This is a genomic window from Nonomuraea sp. NPDC059194 (assembly GCF_042754765.1).
GTDB lineage: Bacteria > Actinomycetota > Actinomycetes > Streptosporangiales > Streptosporangiaceae > Nonomuraea.
The window spans coordinates 1-15,085 of the sequence record NZ_JBHZBH010000080.1; the positions used below are offsets into that span (position 1 = coordinate 1).

General features: G+C 67.5%; 14 protein-coding genes and 2 pseudogenes. 8 read left to right on the plus strand and 8 right to left on the minus strand.

Annotated features, from left to right (window positions below):
- Window positions 1-119: 119 nt before the first annotated feature.
- Together ACFXJ8_RS43150 and ACFXJ8_RS43155 are read right to left on the minus strand one after the other, a co-directional pair.
- A complete protein-coding gene (locus ACFXJ8_RS43150; RefSeq protein ID WP_379651261.1) occupies window positions 120-932 on the minus strand; it encodes a hypothetical protein in 813 nt (270 codons plus the stop codon).
- A gap of 12 nt (window positions 933-944) precedes the next feature.
- Window positions 945-1,358 (minus strand): hypothetical protein, encoded by a 414-nt coding sequence (locus tag ACFXJ8_RS43155; protein WP_379651263.1) that lies wholly within the window; start codon window positions 1,356-1,358, stop codon window positions 945-947.
- A gap of 400 nt (window positions 1,359-1,758) precedes the next feature.
- Between ACFXJ8_RS43155 and ACFXJ8_RS43160 the strand changes: the two genes are divergently transcribed.
- The 5 genes and pseudogenes from ACFXJ8_RS43160 (at window position 1,759) to ACFXJ8_RS43180 (ending at window position 8,116) form a co-directional block, all read left to right on the plus strand.
- Entirely contained in the window at window positions 1,759-2,382 is a 624-nt protein-coding gene (locus tag ACFXJ8_RS43160; protein WP_379651265.1) for a recombinase family protein, read from the plus strand.
- A gap of 69 nt (window positions 2,383-2,451) precedes the next feature.
- Window positions 2,452-2,724: pseudogene (locus ACFXJ8_RS43165) on the plus strand (Tn3 family transposase); the annotation flags it as partial.
- A gap of 698 nt (window positions 2,725-3,422) precedes the next feature.
- Window positions 3,423-4,847, plus strand: coding sequence for a rifampin monooxygenase (gene rox / locus ACFXJ8_RS43170; protein ID WP_379651285.1), 1,425 nt, complete (start codon window positions 3,423-3,425; stop codon window positions 4,845-4,847).
- A gap of 995 nt (window positions 4,848-5,842) precedes the next feature.
- A complete protein-coding gene (locus tag ACFXJ8_RS43175; RefSeq protein WP_379651267.1) occupies window positions 5,843-7,195 on the plus strand; it encodes a hypothetical protein in 1,353 nt (450 codons plus the stop codon).
- Between the two features lie 450 nt (window positions 7,196-7,645).
- Window positions 7,646-8,116 (plus strand): hypothetical protein, encoded by a 471-nt coding sequence (locus ACFXJ8_RS43180; RefSeq protein WP_379651269.1) that lies wholly within the window; start codon window positions 7,646-7,648, stop codon window positions 8,114-8,116.
- Window positions 8,117-8,402: 286 nt separating this feature from the next.
- On the opposite strand, the gene ACFXJ8_RS43185 is transcribed toward ACFXJ8_RS43180, so the two are convergent.
- From ACFXJ8_RS43185 to ACFXJ8_RS43195, 3 genes are all read right to left on the minus strand, one after another.
- A complete protein-coding gene (locus ACFXJ8_RS43185; RefSeq protein WP_379651271.1) occupies window positions 8,403-9,260 on the minus strand; it encodes an LLM class flavin-dependent oxidoreductase in 858 nt (285 codons plus the stop codon).
- 56 nt (window positions 9,261-9,316) lie between these two features.
- Window positions 9,317-9,976: a DsbA family oxidoreductase gene (locus ACFXJ8_RS43190; RefSeq protein WP_379651273.1), complete on the minus strand. Its 660-nt coding sequence runs from the start codon at window positions 9,974-9,976 to the stop codon at window positions 9,317-9,319.
- Window positions 9,977-10,087: 111 nt separating this feature from the next.
- Entirely contained in the window at window positions 10,088-10,381 is a 294-nt protein-coding gene (locus ACFXJ8_RS43195) for an antibiotic biosynthesis monooxygenase (protein WP_379651274.1), read from the minus strand.
- A 523-nt stretch (window positions 10,382-10,904) separates the two neighbouring features.
- On the opposite strand from ACFXJ8_RS43195, the gene ACFXJ8_RS43200 reads away from it, so the two are divergent.
- Both ACFXJ8_RS43200 and ACFXJ8_RS43205 read left to right on the plus strand, forming a co-directional pair.
- Window positions 10,905-11,207 carry a chromate resistance protein ChrB domain-containing protein gene (locus ACFXJ8_RS43200; RefSeq protein WP_379651276.1) on the plus strand — a complete coding sequence of 101 codons (303 nt, stop codon included), beginning with the start codon at window positions 10,905-10,907 and terminating at the stop codon, window positions 11,205-11,207.
- A 24-nt stretch (window positions 11,208-11,231) separates the two neighbouring features.
- Entirely contained in the window at window positions 11,232-11,483 is a 252-nt protein-coding gene (locus tag ACFXJ8_RS43205) for a holin (protein ID WP_379651278.1), read from the plus strand.
- 179 nt (window positions 11,484-11,662) lie between these two features.
- Here ACFXJ8_RS43205 and ACFXJ8_RS43210 read toward each other — a convergent pair whose 3' ends face one another.
- The 3 genes and pseudogenes from ACFXJ8_RS43210 to ACFXJ8_RS43220 form a co-directional block, all read right to left on the minus strand.
- Entirely contained in the window at window positions 11,663-12,082 is a 420-nt protein-coding gene (locus ACFXJ8_RS43210) for a hypothetical protein (RefSeq protein ID WP_379651280.1), read from the minus strand.
- A 328-nt stretch (window positions 12,083-12,410) separates the two neighbouring features.
- Window positions 12,411-13,111 (minus strand): annotated as a pseudogene (locus tag ACFXJ8_RS43215) (IS5 family transposase).
- 529 nt (window positions 13,112-13,640) lie between these two features.
- On the minus strand, window positions 13,641-14,132 hold the full coding sequence (locus ACFXJ8_RS43220; protein WP_379651282.1) for a hypothetical protein: 492 nt from the start codon (window positions 14,130-14,132) through the stop codon (window positions 13,641-13,643).
- A gap of 535 nt (window positions 14,133-14,667) precedes the next feature.
- Here ACFXJ8_RS43220 and ACFXJ8_RS43225 point away from each other — a divergent pair.
- Window positions 14,668-14,994: a hypothetical protein gene (locus ACFXJ8_RS43225; protein WP_379651284.1), complete on the plus strand. Its 327-nt coding sequence runs from the start codon at window positions 14,668-14,670 to the stop codon at window positions 14,992-14,994.
- Window positions 14,995-15,085 lie beyond the last annotated feature (91 nt).

Sequence of the window (15,085 nt, forward strand, 5' to 3'; positions counted from 1 at the left end):
CGGCCGCGCCAACCTCGACCTCCTCCGGACCATGATCCTCCACAACTGAGCGTCACCGATGACGACCCGACCCCATGGAGTGAGACAGAGCCAGAACTCCCTGTCCGCTCACAGGCCGGTCAACGGCAGCGGCGGTCGGTCCTCTTGCCTATGCGGACGGTGGTGCAGGGGCGCTTGGTGGTGGTCGTGCCGAAGGGGTCGTCCGTGGTCGTCTCCTCCTCGTCCTCCGGCTCCTCGTCTTCCATGTCCTCGGGCGTGTAGTCCAAGGCGGCGTCCTTCGCCTGGCCGCCCTTGCGGCGGGCGCGGTAAGTCGTGGCGTACTCCGTGGAGAAGCGGAAGGAACCGCCCTCGGCCTGGCCGCCGATGCTCGGGATGGCCCCGTCGAAGGGGATGTAGTACCAGGCGTGCCGGGGCTTCCGGCGGTCGCAGAAGGTGTCGGCCACGCGGATGCGGCTGGGCTTGCGCACGCATATCTCCACCCGGTCGTCGATGTCGACGGTCTTGACGGACTCGCCCGGGCCGCCCTTGGCCGGCACCCAGCCCTGCAGGCAGCACCACGACAGGAACTCGCCGACCGTCCCCATGATCGCGTTCGCGGTCGCCTCGCTGCGATACCGGGCCTGCGCTCCAGGCCTGCGTGAAAGCGACGGCAACGGCTCGTCCACCAGCCAGCGCATCATCGCCATCAACTGCGCCAGTCCCGGGTTCGACCAGTCGACGCCGTGGCCCTGGCAGTACGACAGGTAGAGCGCGATCCGGCCCGAGTAGGTCTTCTCGGTGTTGAGCGCCCGGCCCGCCGCCCGTAATCCCGCCAGATACGCCGACGCCTCGATCTGCAGGGCGAAGCCCTCGTCGACCACGACCCACCACATCGTCCCGTCGGCGGTCTCGGCCCGTTCAGCTCGGTACGGCTGCGCGAGTGCACCAGGCATGACCAACATGCCTTACTGCCCCCGGATACCTAACCGCAGAGAGTCACCCAAGATAACCGCCGTACCCGCGTTCTCGGACGCGGCACTGGCGGCGGTGCTCGCGCGCGCCTGCAGCGCGTCCAGGACGTCGGCGTGCTCGGCGGGAACCGTCACCTCCAGGGCCAGGCCACCGCCGGCGATGGTGAGGGTGAAGGTGAAGAAGGAGCAGCAGCCGTTCTCCCGCGTAGCCAGCTCGGCGGCGCGGGCGGCGTTCCCGGAGGTGAAGGCGAACTCCAGCAGCAGGCGCTCACGGCCGGGCCGCTCGACCCGCTGGACGGCGTCGGCGAACAAGGCGTCGAACTCCGCCACTCGCAGCGGCCGCTCGGCGCTCGGCAGGGTGCACGACGGCGGGACCCATCCCGCCTCCAGGGCGATGTGCTGTGTCATGAACCGACCGTAAACCTGTACCTGGGTACCGGATGCAAGCCCTGCGGGGCCTCAGATCATCAGAAGATCGCCAGCGCTAATTTCTGCACTCGTCCTCCTCGGATGCCGGGCGGTGCATACCATGGGACGTTTGCAACAGCAGATGAAACGATTCTGGGGTGAGTGACGACTTCCTCCGCGTGGAGGCCCACGACTGCCCGATGTCGTCATGCGCGGCCCCGGCTGGATCGCCGTGCCGTACCGGCAAGGGGCGGGTGGCCGCCCAGTACCACACCGCCCGGTTCCGGCTTGTCCCCGCTCTGGCCAAGACCCTCAACGTGTCGACCCCGCCCGCCCGCAAACCAGGGTCCGTCTGGATTGAACTGCCCCGCCCGCCGTCGGCGCCACGCCGGTCGGGCACGTGCGGATCGGGTACGCCCGCGCGTCCACCGTCCGCCAGTCGCTGAACACCCAAATCGACTCGCTGAAGGCCGCCGGGGTCACCCGGATCTTCCACGAGAAGATCTCCACCCGCGCCAAGCAACGCCCCGAACTCGACAAGGCCGCCACCCTCGCCCGGGACATGCGCGCCTCAGGCGTGGCGGTCACCCTCGTCGTCCACGAGCACAAGAGGCTCGGCCGCGGTATCGACCTGGCCGCCCTCGCCGAGCAACTCCGAGCCGACGACATCGGCCTGGAATTCCGCACCGGCGAGCTCCATGGCTCACACGACCCCTCGGGGGTGGTGTTCACCGTGCTCGCCGCCCTGTCCGGGATGGAACGCGAATACATCCGCGACCGCACGCTCGAAGGCCACGAATCCGCCCGCGCCCGCGGCAAGAACATCGGCGGAGCCGCCGTCACCGACCCGGCCATGCTCTCCATGGCCCTGCACCTGCGCGACCAGAACCTCAGTCTGCGCGACATCGCTGCCCAACTCGTCATCACCAAGGGCAAGAAGAAGGGCCAACGCCCGTCGCCGGCCACCGTCCTCAGGATGCTCCGCGAACACGACGAAACCTCAGCCCGCGATCATCAGCCTTGACCCCGCTGACCTGTGGCTAGGCTGCTACTTTGCGGCTCGTCGTAGCTTCGGGAGTTCCGGGCCTACAAGGTCATCGAGGAACTCGGCAAGGCGGTCAAGAGCATCTTCGTCGCCGAGTACGTCGCCTCCCAGGGGCTGCGCCGGGAGATCCACGAGGGCCTGCAGGTCGTGGAGAACTGGAACTCCGCCAACACCGACCTGTTCTACGGCAGCGCCGGCACCATCCCCGGCAGCGACAAGGAGCACCAGGAAGTCTCCATGCTCAGCCTGCACCTGCTGCAGACCGCGCTGGTGTTCATCAACACTCTGCTCGTCCAGTCCGTCCTCACCGACCCCGCCTGATAGCAGAAGCTGACCGACGCCGACAAGCGGGGCCTGTCGCCGCTGTTCTGGTCCAGCGCCAACCTCCGCCTCGACCGAGGCCTCGAAGCCTGACCATCAGGGCCAGGCCAGTTCGGCCAGGCCGCCGTCGTCCTGTTCGCTCGATCATCGCGTCCGGGCGGGCGGGATGATGTGCTCGGCGGCTTGCTGTGCGTCGTCATCGCGCTGGTCGTCAAGCTCGCCTACGACCAGTTCGCGTAGTGGCCACGAGCGAACTTCATCAGGGCAGCGCCTTCCGAGATCCGGTCCGCCTCGGGGGCAGCCGGGATCGTCGACCGTGACCAGCCGGGCCGCCACGCCGGATTGGCCCTGCAACCGCACGGGCCGTTTGGAGACGTGATCACGTGGCCGGGAAAGGATTGGACGGGATGATGCTCGGGCTTGTAGCTTGCAGTTGATCGTGACACCGCCCGAGGAGGTGAGACCCATGAACGCTGTATCGATGTGGGTGCTCCCCCTTCCCGTCACGGTCGGGCGATTGACGTAGGTGTCGCCGGGAGCGCCTCGCCAACAAGGCCTCCCGAAAGGCAACACCTATGCACTCTCAGCAGGTCACCGCCGAGCCGCCGTCGAACGACAGGGTCGAGCGTGACTCCACCGTGGGCGACGTCCCCGGAGTTCTCTGGTCGCCGGCCTCCGGCGCCGATCGCGCGCCCCTCATCTTCGATGTGATCATTGCCGGATGCGGGCCGACCGGTGCGATGCTGGCCGCCGAACTGCGGCTGCACGATGTGCGGGTACTCGTTCTGGAGAAGGAAACCGAGCCCGCGTCGTTCGTCCGCATAGTCGGTCTGCATATTCGCAGTCTCGAGCTGATGGCGATGCGCGGACTGCTGGATCGCATTCTCCAGCATGGAAGACAGCGTCCGGCCGGCGGCTTCTTCGCCGCCATCCCCAAACCCGCGCCCAAGGGCCTGGATTCCGCGTACGCCTATCTGCTGGGTATCCCGCAGCCGGTCATCGAACGTCTGCTCGAGGAACATGCGATCGAACTGGGTGCGCAGGTCCGGCGCGGTTGCGCGGTCGCCGGTTTCGAGCAGGACGACGAGGGTGTGACCGTCGAACTGGCCGACGGGGAACAACTGCGTTCGCGCTACCTCATCGGCTGTGACGGCGCGCGCAGTACGGTGCGCAAACTGCTCGGCGTCGGCTTCCCCGGCGAGCCCTCTCGGACCGACACGCTCATGGGCGAGATGAAAGTGGGCGTGCCGCAGGAGGAGATCGCCGCCAAGGTGACCGAATTCCGCGAGACCCATCAGCGATTCTGGCTCCGGCCCTTCGGCGAAGGGGTCTATAGCGTCGTAGTCCCCGCCGCGGGAGTCAGCGACCGCGCGGAACCGCCCACCCTCGAAGATTTCAAACAACAGTTGCGCACCATCGCCGGAACCGATTTCGGCGTGCACTCCCCGCGCTGGTTGTCCCGCTTCGGGGATGCCACCCGGCTGGCCGAGCGTTATCGCGTCGGGCGGGTGCTGCTGGCCGGCGATGCGGCGCACATCCATCCACCCATCGGCGGACAGGGCCTCAACCTGGGCGTTCAGGACGCGTTCAACCTCGGCTGGAAACTGGCCGCACAGATCCGCGGCTGGGCGCCGGAAACACTGCTGGACACCTACCAGGCCGAACGTCATCCGGTCGCCGAGGACGTGCTGGACAACACCCGCGCCCAGATGGAACTGCTGTCCACCGAACCGGGCCCGCAGGCCGTGCGCAGGCTGCTCACCGAACTGATGGACTTCGACGAGGTGAACCGCTATCTGATCGAGAAGATCACCGCGATCGGCATCCGCTACGACTTCGGCGAAGGCCCCGACCTGCTCGGCCGCCGCCTGCACGACATCGACGTGAACCAGAGCCACCTCTACGGTCTGCTGCATCGCGGCCGCGGCCTGCTGCTGGACCGCACCGAACGCCTGACCGTCGGCGGATGGTCAGACCGGGTCGATTACCTCGCGGATCCCACTGCGGAACTGGATGTCCCGTGCGTCCTGCTACGCCCCGACAGCCACGTCGCCTGGATCGGCGACGATCAGCAGGACCTGGACGACCACCTCTCCCGCTGGTTCGGCAAGCCCGCCAACTGATTTCGCGCTGAGCAACCGAAAAGGCGCGAGAAGGATCGGAACGGCCAGTAGCGACTGACCATCGGAAGGCTGGAAGCAGCATCTGCCGTGGTGCTCTGGCGCCAGAGTCGGCCTGCGAGGAGGGTTAGCCTCCGAGTGACGACCGGAAGACGGCGGAAGAGCACCGCGGGGTGGATCGGCGCAGGCGTCCGCGCGTTTCATATAGGGGGACGACCGAGATACGTCGGAAAGCGGCCATAGCGATTTTGGCTGACGGCGCGGACCCTTGAATGGGCGGAAGACCCAGTCGATCGGGCTGGGCTGGTCGGGTAGCAGGCCGGTCAACGCGGTCCGCACGGCGGCCCATCTCACTCCGTGGACGCGGGCCAGGGCCGCGATTGAGGCGCCGTCTTCTTGGAAGGCCGTCCTCGCTTCTTCGTGCTGGTCGCCGTCCAGCGCGGGCGGTCGTCCTCGATAGCGCCCTTCAGCTTCGGCGGCGGCGATCCCTTCGGCGGTGAGTTCGTTCTGCAGGTCGCGTTGAGACTGCCCGACTGCTGTGATCACGTTGATGAGCTGTGCCGTGGTGGCGTCGTTGCCGGCGAGGTCGTGGAAGTTCGACAGGGTCCGGACAGGACGCGCAGGGCGACGCCGCGGGCCTGGCACCAGTCGCGCACGTTGTGGATGTCGACCAGGTCGGGGCAGAGCCGGAACAGCTACGACACCGTGAGGACGTCAGCGGCTGGGGACACGTTCGGGAGCGGAGGGCCAGATCCGTGAGCGCTCGGTACGGATCGCGCCACTGACATCTCGTGACCAAGTCACTGGCACCCGTGACCAGTCGCACAGCAGAACGCTTCGTGGCAGTTCGCAGCAGCGATCAAGGGGTCCTTCCGTGCCCGAGACTCATTGCTGCGGGAACTGCACTTCTCGCAAGTTTCGATACGGCTCGATGACGCAACGGATCCGACTTTCTGACTTCTAATTTCTGGAAAATCATGAATGCTAGGATCCGCATCGTGACAGCGGAGATGACAGTCGTGACCCCGTGTGCGCACTGTGGGGCGCCGATCGAGCAGCGCAAGGGCAGGGGCCGTCCCCGGGCGTACTGCACAGGCACCGACTGCCAGGCAGCGGCCAAGCGGGAACGCGAGCTTCGCAGGGCGACCCCCGGGCTCGAAGGCGCGCTGGCCAGGGCCGAGCAGCTGTACGAACGCATGGAGACAGGGCTGGCGGCGGCGATCGAGCCGCTGGCGCGGGCGCTGGCCGAGGAGCTCAGTCCGGCGGGCGTGGAGGCCAAGCTGAGCGCGGTGCAGGCCGAGGCGCACACGAGGGTGGCCATCGCGCGGACCGAGCGGGAGCAGGCGTTCGAGCAGGTACGGCTGGCCCGTGAGGCCGCCGAGCACGCGCGCAAGCAGACGGCGGAGATGCGCCAGATGGCGGAGGAGGCGCAGGCCGAGCGGGACACCGCGTTGAGCGATGCGGAGACGGCGCGCGAGCAGGCGTTGGCGGCGTTGCGGGAGGCGGCCACGACCGAACGGGTGGCCAAGCAGGCGGCGGAGGCGGCGGAACGCCGTGCGGGGGATGCCGAGCGGGCGCGCGATCAGGCGGTCAGGGAGCTGGCCGAACGGATCGAGGCGGCCGAGGCGCTGGTGGAGGAGGCCAGGGCGCACGCCGTACAGACACAGATGGATGCGCGGGAAGCGGTCGGCAAGGCGCGAGCGGAGGCGAAGTCCGAGGTCAAGAGGGCGCGCGAGGAGGCCAAGGCTCAGGTCGGCAAGGCGCAGGAGAGGGCGGATCGGGCCGAGCTCGCCGTACGGCAGGCGAAAGAGGAGGCCGAGCAGGCGATCGGCGCCGCACGCGCCGATGCGGCGCAGGCCTCGGAGGCGCGTGAGCGGGCCGAAAGGGAGCTGGCGGCAGCGCAGGCGCGGGCGGCCGCGGCGGAGGCCGAGCGGGACAGGGTGGCGGAGCGGGTCAGAGCCGAGCACGATCGCGCGGTGAAACGGGCGGACAGCGAACGCGACCGCGCCGTTGAACGGGCCGAGGCCGCCGAGACGAGAGCCGTGGAGGCCGGTGATGTCCAGGCCCGTTCGGCGGCCGAGGCGGAGGCACGGATCCTCGCGGTCGAGAAGGAGCGCGACCTGGCGGTGAGGGCGGCCGAGCAGGAGCGGGATCGAGCCGTGGAGGCCGCTCGGCAGGATGGGGCGCTGTCTGAGGAGCGGGACCGGCTACGCATGGAGCTGCTGTTGGAGCAGGCACGGTTGACCGACCTTCGCGCCGAGTTGGAGGTCGTGCGTACTGAGGCGGCCCAGTTGCGGGAGCGGGCGGTGGTGGCGGAGCTTCGTGCGCGTTCTGCGGGCGAGGGCGCCTGACCGCGTTTGCAGGGCCGCTCCGCCACCGAGCACACCGGCACGACTGCGCCGTCGGATACAGGTCGCCCGTGCTCGGAGCCAGCCACGGAAAGCCTGCCGTGAGTCGATCTTGAATGGGTGGCGACGGGAGATTCCGCTGGTCGGCGATCGGTGGTGAGCGGCGCGGCGGTGTTGTCGCTCCCGTGCATAACCGCGGAGGCGTGCCGCGTGCGCAGAGGGCGGCCGGCCCTTGTGAGCCGAATCGCGGATCAGGGGTCTTGGGACTATCCGGCCGGAATTGAACGATAAGCCTCCGCCGCAGGTCAGGCAGAGTAGCGAAGGGGCGTGGGTGGATGGGGGCGCCCACGATGCGACACGCCTGTCCTATCTGTAGGTCATCAGCCTGGAAACGATCGGTACGATCGGGAGAAGATCACGAGCTATCGCGCGGGCGTGGCACGAGGAGACTGGTTGAGCGACAGCGGGGCCGCCGATGCTGAGGACCGGGCCGGTGAGGCGGCTGCGCAGCCACCGTTCGAGCCGGCGCGGGTGGTGCCGACTCGGCCGGACGGCTGGCCTGACTGGCTCGGTCGCAGGCCGATCAGCTCGGTCGACCGGGACAGGATCCTGAAGGATCTGAGTGCCGATCAGGAAGAGTTGGACGCTGTCAAGCGACAGGACGGCCTGCGTCTCGCACCGCTGTTCTCGTCCGTGACGATCGAAGGGTTCGGCGGGCCAGGTGATCCACGAAAAGTGGCCCGGCTGCGAGCCGCCATCAACGCCGGGTCGCGGCAGGCGATCGGCGGACCAGCTATCACGCGACCGATGAGCGCATCACGATCGGGATCGCTGGGCCGGACGCGCGTGAGCGGATCGCGGTGCTGCGCCGGCAGCTCGCCAAGATCGGCGGCAGCCGCGGCTGGACGATCACCGAAGATCTGAACTGACCCAGCTCTCACGGTGAGTGGAGGGCACTGCCTAAATTCGAGACCCGCCCCGGCGACCTTGCCGAGGTCACCACAGCCACGAAAAGCGGCGGTGTCCAGCCATCATCGGATGGTGTGGCCCGACTATCCTCCCGCTGGGCCACGCCATCTCTACTCCCCTGGGCCGCTGCGCAATCGCCCCCTCGATGCGCGCCTGGAGTTCCTCGTGGGTGAGCGCCTGGATGTCGTCGGCGCCGAGGTGGACGGCATGGGAGCCGGCCACCTCGCCGTCTCGACCCTTGCTACAGACCGATCACGTCGGCCAGGAGGTCCACCTGCCCGGGATCGGGATCATTGCCCATGAAGATCAGTTCATCGCAGCCGATCCGATCGAAGTCGGCGATCGCGGCGGCGATCTGCTCCGGTGCGGTGTAGGCGAGGGAGATGCCGTACTGCGCGTACTCGTCGCCGGCGAAGGCGTAGTAGGAGCCGATGGCATCAGAGATCGCAGCCTCGGCATCAGGTCCGAGCGCATACATCACCGATGCCACCAGCCGCGGTGACCCTGCCCTGCCGGCTTCGGCCCACGCCTGCCGGATGTGGGGAGCGAAGTCCTGCACGTCCTGGACGGTCGCGTCTCCGGCGATCCATCCCGTCCCGCGGGAGGCTATGCGGCGCAGGGTCGCCTTTGAGTTGCCGCCGAACAACAGGGGCGGACCGCCGGGTGTGGCCGGCTGCGGGCCGACGGGGTCACCGGGTGCCGAGGCCACCGCGAGCCGATCCAGGAGTTGGTCGAACTGCTTCCCTCTGGTGCTGTAGTCGACCTCGCTGAGGACGAAGTCGTCTTCTCGGGCGCCCGGCGCGAGCCCCAGCTGCAGGCGGCCGGGACCGGCGAGCTGATCCAGTGTGGTGACGGTCTTGGCGAACAGCGCATGGTTGGCGCGCAAGGGTGCGAGGAGCACGCTGGTCAGGAGCCGGATGCGCGAGGTGGCACCTGCTGCGGCAGCCAGAGTGATCAGCGGCTCCGGCGTCGACCAGGCCAGGCGATCGCTGACGCTGAGGGTGGAGAAACCTCGCGCCTCCGCGCGGCGTGCCCACTCCACCAGGGTCCTGCCGTCCCTCCAGGGTCCATGACCGGGCAACCCGATACCGATGTCCATCGCGGGTGTGATTCCTTCCAGAGAAGTCGTGTCGCAGAGAGGTGACCGGATGGGCGTCAGCCGACGCGGTCAGGTGTGGCCGGAACGCCGCGTGAGCCGGTCAGGGCGTGCTCCAGCAGCCGGTGCAGGTCGGCGACGGGCTGGACCCCGGAAACCGGCGGCCGGCCGCCGATCACCAGGCTGGGCACGCCGGTGACGCCGAGCTGGGCCGCGCGAAGCCGGTCGGCTCGCACCTGTTCGGCGTAGTCGTCGCCGGCCAGGACGGCGCGTACCTCATCGGCCTCCAGCCCGGCCTCGCCGCCCAGGCGCCGCAGGACCTGCGGGTCGGCCACGTTGAGCCCTTCGGTGTGGTAGGCGTGCAGCAGCAGTTCCACCATCTGGTCGGCCCGGCCACGGTCGGCGGCCAGCTTGATCAGCCGGTGCGCGTCGAAGGTGTTCACCGGCCGGGCCAGATGCAGGTTCAGCTCCAGGCCGTCCGCCGCGCCCAGCGACCGGATCCGGGCGATCCGGGCAGGCGCCTGCTCGCCCCACCATCCGGTCATGGCCTCCGCGGCGGTCGGGCCGGGAATCCGGCCTTCCCCCGGCGCGAGCTCGTAGCTGCGCCAGGCGATCTCCACGCCGTCGCGGCCGGCGAGGTTCGCCAACGCCGCCGTTAGGCGTCTTTTGCCGATGTAGCACCACGGGCACAGCACATCGGCGAATATCTCCAGCGTCATGTACGTCCTTGATCAGTGATCGTCGCTGTTGGGTCACAGGTGTTCGCCTCACCTCGCGTCGCGCCGTGCAAGGGGCAGGGCGAAGGCGCGCACTGAGCGGGGTTTCGGCGATCAGGAGTCGAGGCGCTGTGGCCCGGGACCGGCTCGGGCGACGGTGTAGGTGGGGATCCCGGTCATGCGCGGTTCGGCCTTGCCGGACAGGCCTTGCAGCGCCTTGCTGATGGCGGCCATCCGGCCGTCGGTGTCCGAGGTCTCCACGAAGGTGCGGTAATCCGCCTCGCTCGCCCAGTGCACGATGTTGTACACGCGGGTGCCGTCGGTGCTCACGTGGAACCGGGCTGAGCGGTAGCCGGGATAGAAGCGCGCCCACCGCTCCTGGATCTCCGCGAGCCTCCACAAGCTCACGCTGCGTGTCAGAGCCATCGACGGTGTAAGTCAAATGATCGAATAGAAACCGGTATCCGTGCTCACGCACATGCTCCTTAAGGTCGGATGCAGGGCAGGTCCCCGATCGCCCATCCTGCAATCTCAACTGCGGTTGAGGTCAAACACGGGCAGCCGGGGGCATCACCGATGCCTGCATAGCTTCCGGAATTGCTCAATTCCGGAAGTAGAATGCCGGAGTGACTTCCGGAAACACGACTCCAGAGATCTCGCAGGCCCTTGAATCAGCTTCCGGAAACACAAGTAGGTCGCGAGCGGTCCTGCTCCGGGGGTGGACCTGCAACGGAACCGTTTCGTGCGGTAAGCGCCTTCCCGCAGGTCGACACGGGTGCTGGACGCGGTCCGCGTGGGGCCGTTACCGTAACGTTCCGGTATCGCCGCAGCTCGCCTCTGACCGTTGTTTCGAGGCGGATGGCCTGGTGGGTGACGCCGGGTGATGGCGATCTTCGTGTCCGAAAGTCCTCAGTAACGGACAAGATCGAATGTGGAGCTGGCCGAGATCGAGCATGAGGCCGACATCGACGATGAGCGCTTTGACGCGCCCGAGGCGCCCGGTCTCGATGTCGCCCTGCGCGGCCTGTCGATGATCTGCGGCAACGACCGAGTCCTGGATCTGACCGGCCCGCTGTTTGATGGGCTGTATGAGTTCCGCCGCCATGCTCGGCAGGGAGCCCGCGCGAGTGCCGCCCGGTTGATCTTCGCAGCGCAGGCCTTACGCGGTCTGGCGTACGGCCTGACAGCGAGTCCTCTTCGTGGCTGGCGGCTTCCTCTTCCCCACCTCACATGAGGAGATCAACATGCAAGGAGACTCTTGACCGGACTGTTCTGGATGGACGCCGCCGAGCGCGCGGTCGGCAACGCGGCAAGCGCGGCGCTGGCCACGATCGGCACCGGCGCGATCGGCCTGTTCGATGTGGCCTGGCCGACGATCGGCTCGATGGCGGGCATGGCCGCAGTGGCGGCCCTGCTGGTGTCCGTCGTGGCCGGCACTACCGGCGACCCGACGACCGCCGGCTTCGCGACCGACTCCCGAGCTGCCACGCGCAAGCCCTACCCGATGTAGTCGACGAAGTCCACGTTCCGCCGGGCTGGGAGGCCCCGCGCGGGCCACGGAATGCGGCTGTGGCCCGGAAACGTGCCAAGCGCCCGCTCTCCTTCGGGAGGGCGGGCGCTTCTCCTGGTTGTGGGGCTGGCGGGCAGCATTGGAACGAACTCCACGCCAAGCCACACCTCGCGGAACGCTTAGTGCATCGGCCCAAAGTCCGGGTCCGGACGCTGGGGACCGTGAACCCCCTCCGGCAGAGGCTCGTCCGGCAACCCCTTGTGGTTATTCCCATAAGGGTTCTCGAGCGGGCGGAGACGCTTTATCACCTTGCCCTGTTGCTTGCGGAGTTTGCGCTGGAGCCTCTCGCGTTGCCTCTCCCGGCAGGCGCGCTTTTTGCACTGAACGGACGCACTTGGCGCGATGTTGGCGTCGGTGTGGGGCGCCCCAGCAGGTGTCGCGACGATGGTGGACTTGGCGAGCATGGGCTTGGCGACGGCGGCATCGGCGGTGCCAGTGGTGGCGGCCATGGCGCCAGACGCCAGCGCGAGGGCAAGCATGGTGGCGGCAGTGAGCCTGCGCCAGTTGCCGGTCGGGATGTGGTTCTCGGATGCGGACATGTATGGGGTTCCTCGTCATGTATTGGATGCCGCGCCTGCATTCTGGGAAGGATTTAATGCCCAGAGGCAGATAGGCGGTGTGCGATTTCGCCTCCTTTGTACTCGTCACGCCTTGTTTGTCGCTTTCAGATAACTTGCAGAACCGCTGCCCCGGCGTGGGACCGCCACGCGAGCGCGTGCACCAGCAGCACGTGGTTCGAGTCGCCGGGTGGTTGACCAGCGTGGACCGCGGGGGCATGACGACCCGTTAGGCGGGCGTCAGGCCTCGCCTGCGGTCATCCATTGCCTGAAGGTCTGTAGGGCCCATCTGGTACGGCCTGGCCGTGTTTCATAAGGCGCGGAGCCACTCGTTGATCGCGGCAATCGTGAGTGTGGCCTCGAAGCGGACGGCGAGCTTGTCGTACCGGGTGGCCATGCCACGATTGCGTTTGAGTTGGTTGATGCCGCATTCCACAGCATGACGCTGACGGTAGAGGCCGGGATCGAAGGCTGGAGGTCGTCCGCCCTTGGACCCCTTGGCACGCTGGTGAGCATCCTGGTCGGCCTTGCTCGGGATGCAAGCCTTGATCGCTCGCCGCAGGCCAGGTGCGTCTTGGTGGTCAACCCACCGCGTGAGCGGCCCAACGCGTGGTCGGCCGGTTCGTTGTGCACCCCGCCGGGCGGCTCCTTCTGCAGGTGGCCGTCCCGGCGTGCGCCGGCGGCGTGCTGGTGGGCGCGGCTGATCGTGGAGTCCACGCTCACCGTCCAGTCGATCTTCCCCGCGGCGTCCGCACGTGCTTGCAACGCGGCCAAGATCTTCGCCCAGGTGCCATCACGCTGCCAGCGGCGAAACCGGCCATACACGGTTGACCAGGGCGCGTACAGCTCGGGGACGTCTCGCCACGGCGCGCCGGACCGGATCCGCCACCGGATCCCATCGATCAACTGCCGCTTGCTCCATTTCGGCGGACGACCGCGGCCCGAGGTGGCGGGTAACAGCGGCTCCAGCGCTGCCCATTGCCCGTCGGTCAGGTCGTGCCGCCTCGTCACCTCTACGCTGGCCACGAGGCCTCCGGTACTTGGCTCTTCTTGGTCGTTGAACCAACTACCGGAGGCCTCGTCGTTTATCGATCACCGCCACGCCGCAAACCTTCAAAACCCCTTTTGAACACGGCCTACTAATTAGTCCTAACGCCCCTTCTCGCGTGGCATGGACATGATTCACCCTCGTCACCAGCGAGACGTCGTTTCAGCATCACGCAGGTCTGGCGTGGGTACAAGGCACATGTCCGCACATGTCCCCCCGTTCGACAGCGAAAGGTTGCAAGTCATGACGGTAGCCGAGCGGGCGGGTCCGCCGGGGGCCTGGAGAGCGCACTTGAGGCGCTGGCCCTTGCCTATGCCGAGGCGGTCGCCATGACGGCGGCGAGTGCTGATACTCGGGCGGCTTTCGAAGGCGTGGCCCGCATTGGCGAGGTGCTGCGGGACCTGGGGGAAGACCTCGCGCGCGCCACGCCGTACGCGATCAACCTGTGACCTACAACGACTCATCTGGCCGTCCCAACATCCGAGAACTCCGTCAGCCCGCATGACCGCGAACACCGATATCCTCTGGGCGTGAATGCTTAGGCTCCGGGCCGTTCCGGTCCATGTCGAGGTCAATATTGTTGATGTTGCGGCCACCCCCATTCCCCGTGTTCCCCGTGCGGCACTTGTCGCACACGGGCTCGTTGCTCCTCTTATGCAGCTTATCGATGTCCAGCTTTTTTAGCTTCTTTCCGAATTCGCCGGCAATGGCCCTGGCGCGCTTGTTCGCATTGCAGGTGTTTTTCTTCTTCTTCCGGCACTTGCCACTTGCGGATGCGAAGTTTGGCGCGATGCCAGAGGCGGCGTGGGGCGCCCCAGTAGTTGTCGCGACGATGGTGGCATCGAGCCTGGGCTTGGCGACGGCGGCGTCGGCGTTGCCTGAAGTGGCGGCCATGGCGCCGGACGCCAGCGCGAGGGCGAGCATGGCGGCGGCAGTGAGCCTGCGCCAGTTGCCGGTGGCGATGTGGTTCTCGGATGCGAACATATGGGGTTCCCGATCATGTGTTGGTCTGCGGCTGTTTGCCGGAAAGGGTTTGTTTGCTACCCGGCAGACAGATAGGCAGGTGGTGTGCGGTTTCGCATCATTTGTACGGAATACTCCTTAATTGTCGCTTTCAGATGAGTTGCAGAACAGTCGGGGGTGGACCTGCAACGGAACCGTTTCGTACGGTAAGCGCATTCCTGCAGGCCGGGATGGGGCACGGTACGAGGCATGCTCGGAGGCGTTGGCGTACGTTCCGGTACCGACGCAGCTCGCTTCCGATCTTTGGCCTCGAGGTCGGGTGAGGTCGGCGGCGTCCGTCGCCTGGAGCACGGCGGACTCGGCGTCCGCCTGCTCCGGGGGTTACTACGTACTGGGGGAGGCGCCCCGCCGTTATCGACGAGAACGATCTTGCTGGGGGCGCCAACGAGCGGAAAAGGGATGCGGGATGGGACGGGTGCTGGTCAGCGTCGCGAGAGTGCTGCGTAGGCGGTGGAGCGGCCGATTTTGAGGACGTCGCCGCCGCCGGTTGACCGGCATGACGACGCCATCCAACATCCCGACCTCGTCCTGCACCCCGCAGACCGACCTGCATCCCGGCGAGCGAGCCGCGCTCGCACAACTCCTCACCCAGATGGACGCGTTCCTCCGAAGCAACCCTGCTCGCATCCAGGTCTCCGACGGCGGACACACCCCCGACCAGATCGCATGCTGCAGACCCGCCGATCTCCTCGCGGCGTTCCTGTCCACCGGCCCCACCGACTCGGGCCGAACCGCTGCCAACTGCCTGATCGACCTCATCGGCTTCACCGCGCTCAACCTCAGCCGCCCCGCACAAGCCGCGCTCCCAGACGCGAACGACTAGGGCGTGTTTCATAAGCAGGTCAGCCAGTCGTTGATGATGGCGATCTGGACGGTGGCCTCGTAGCGTACGGCGAGCTTGTCGTACCTGGTCG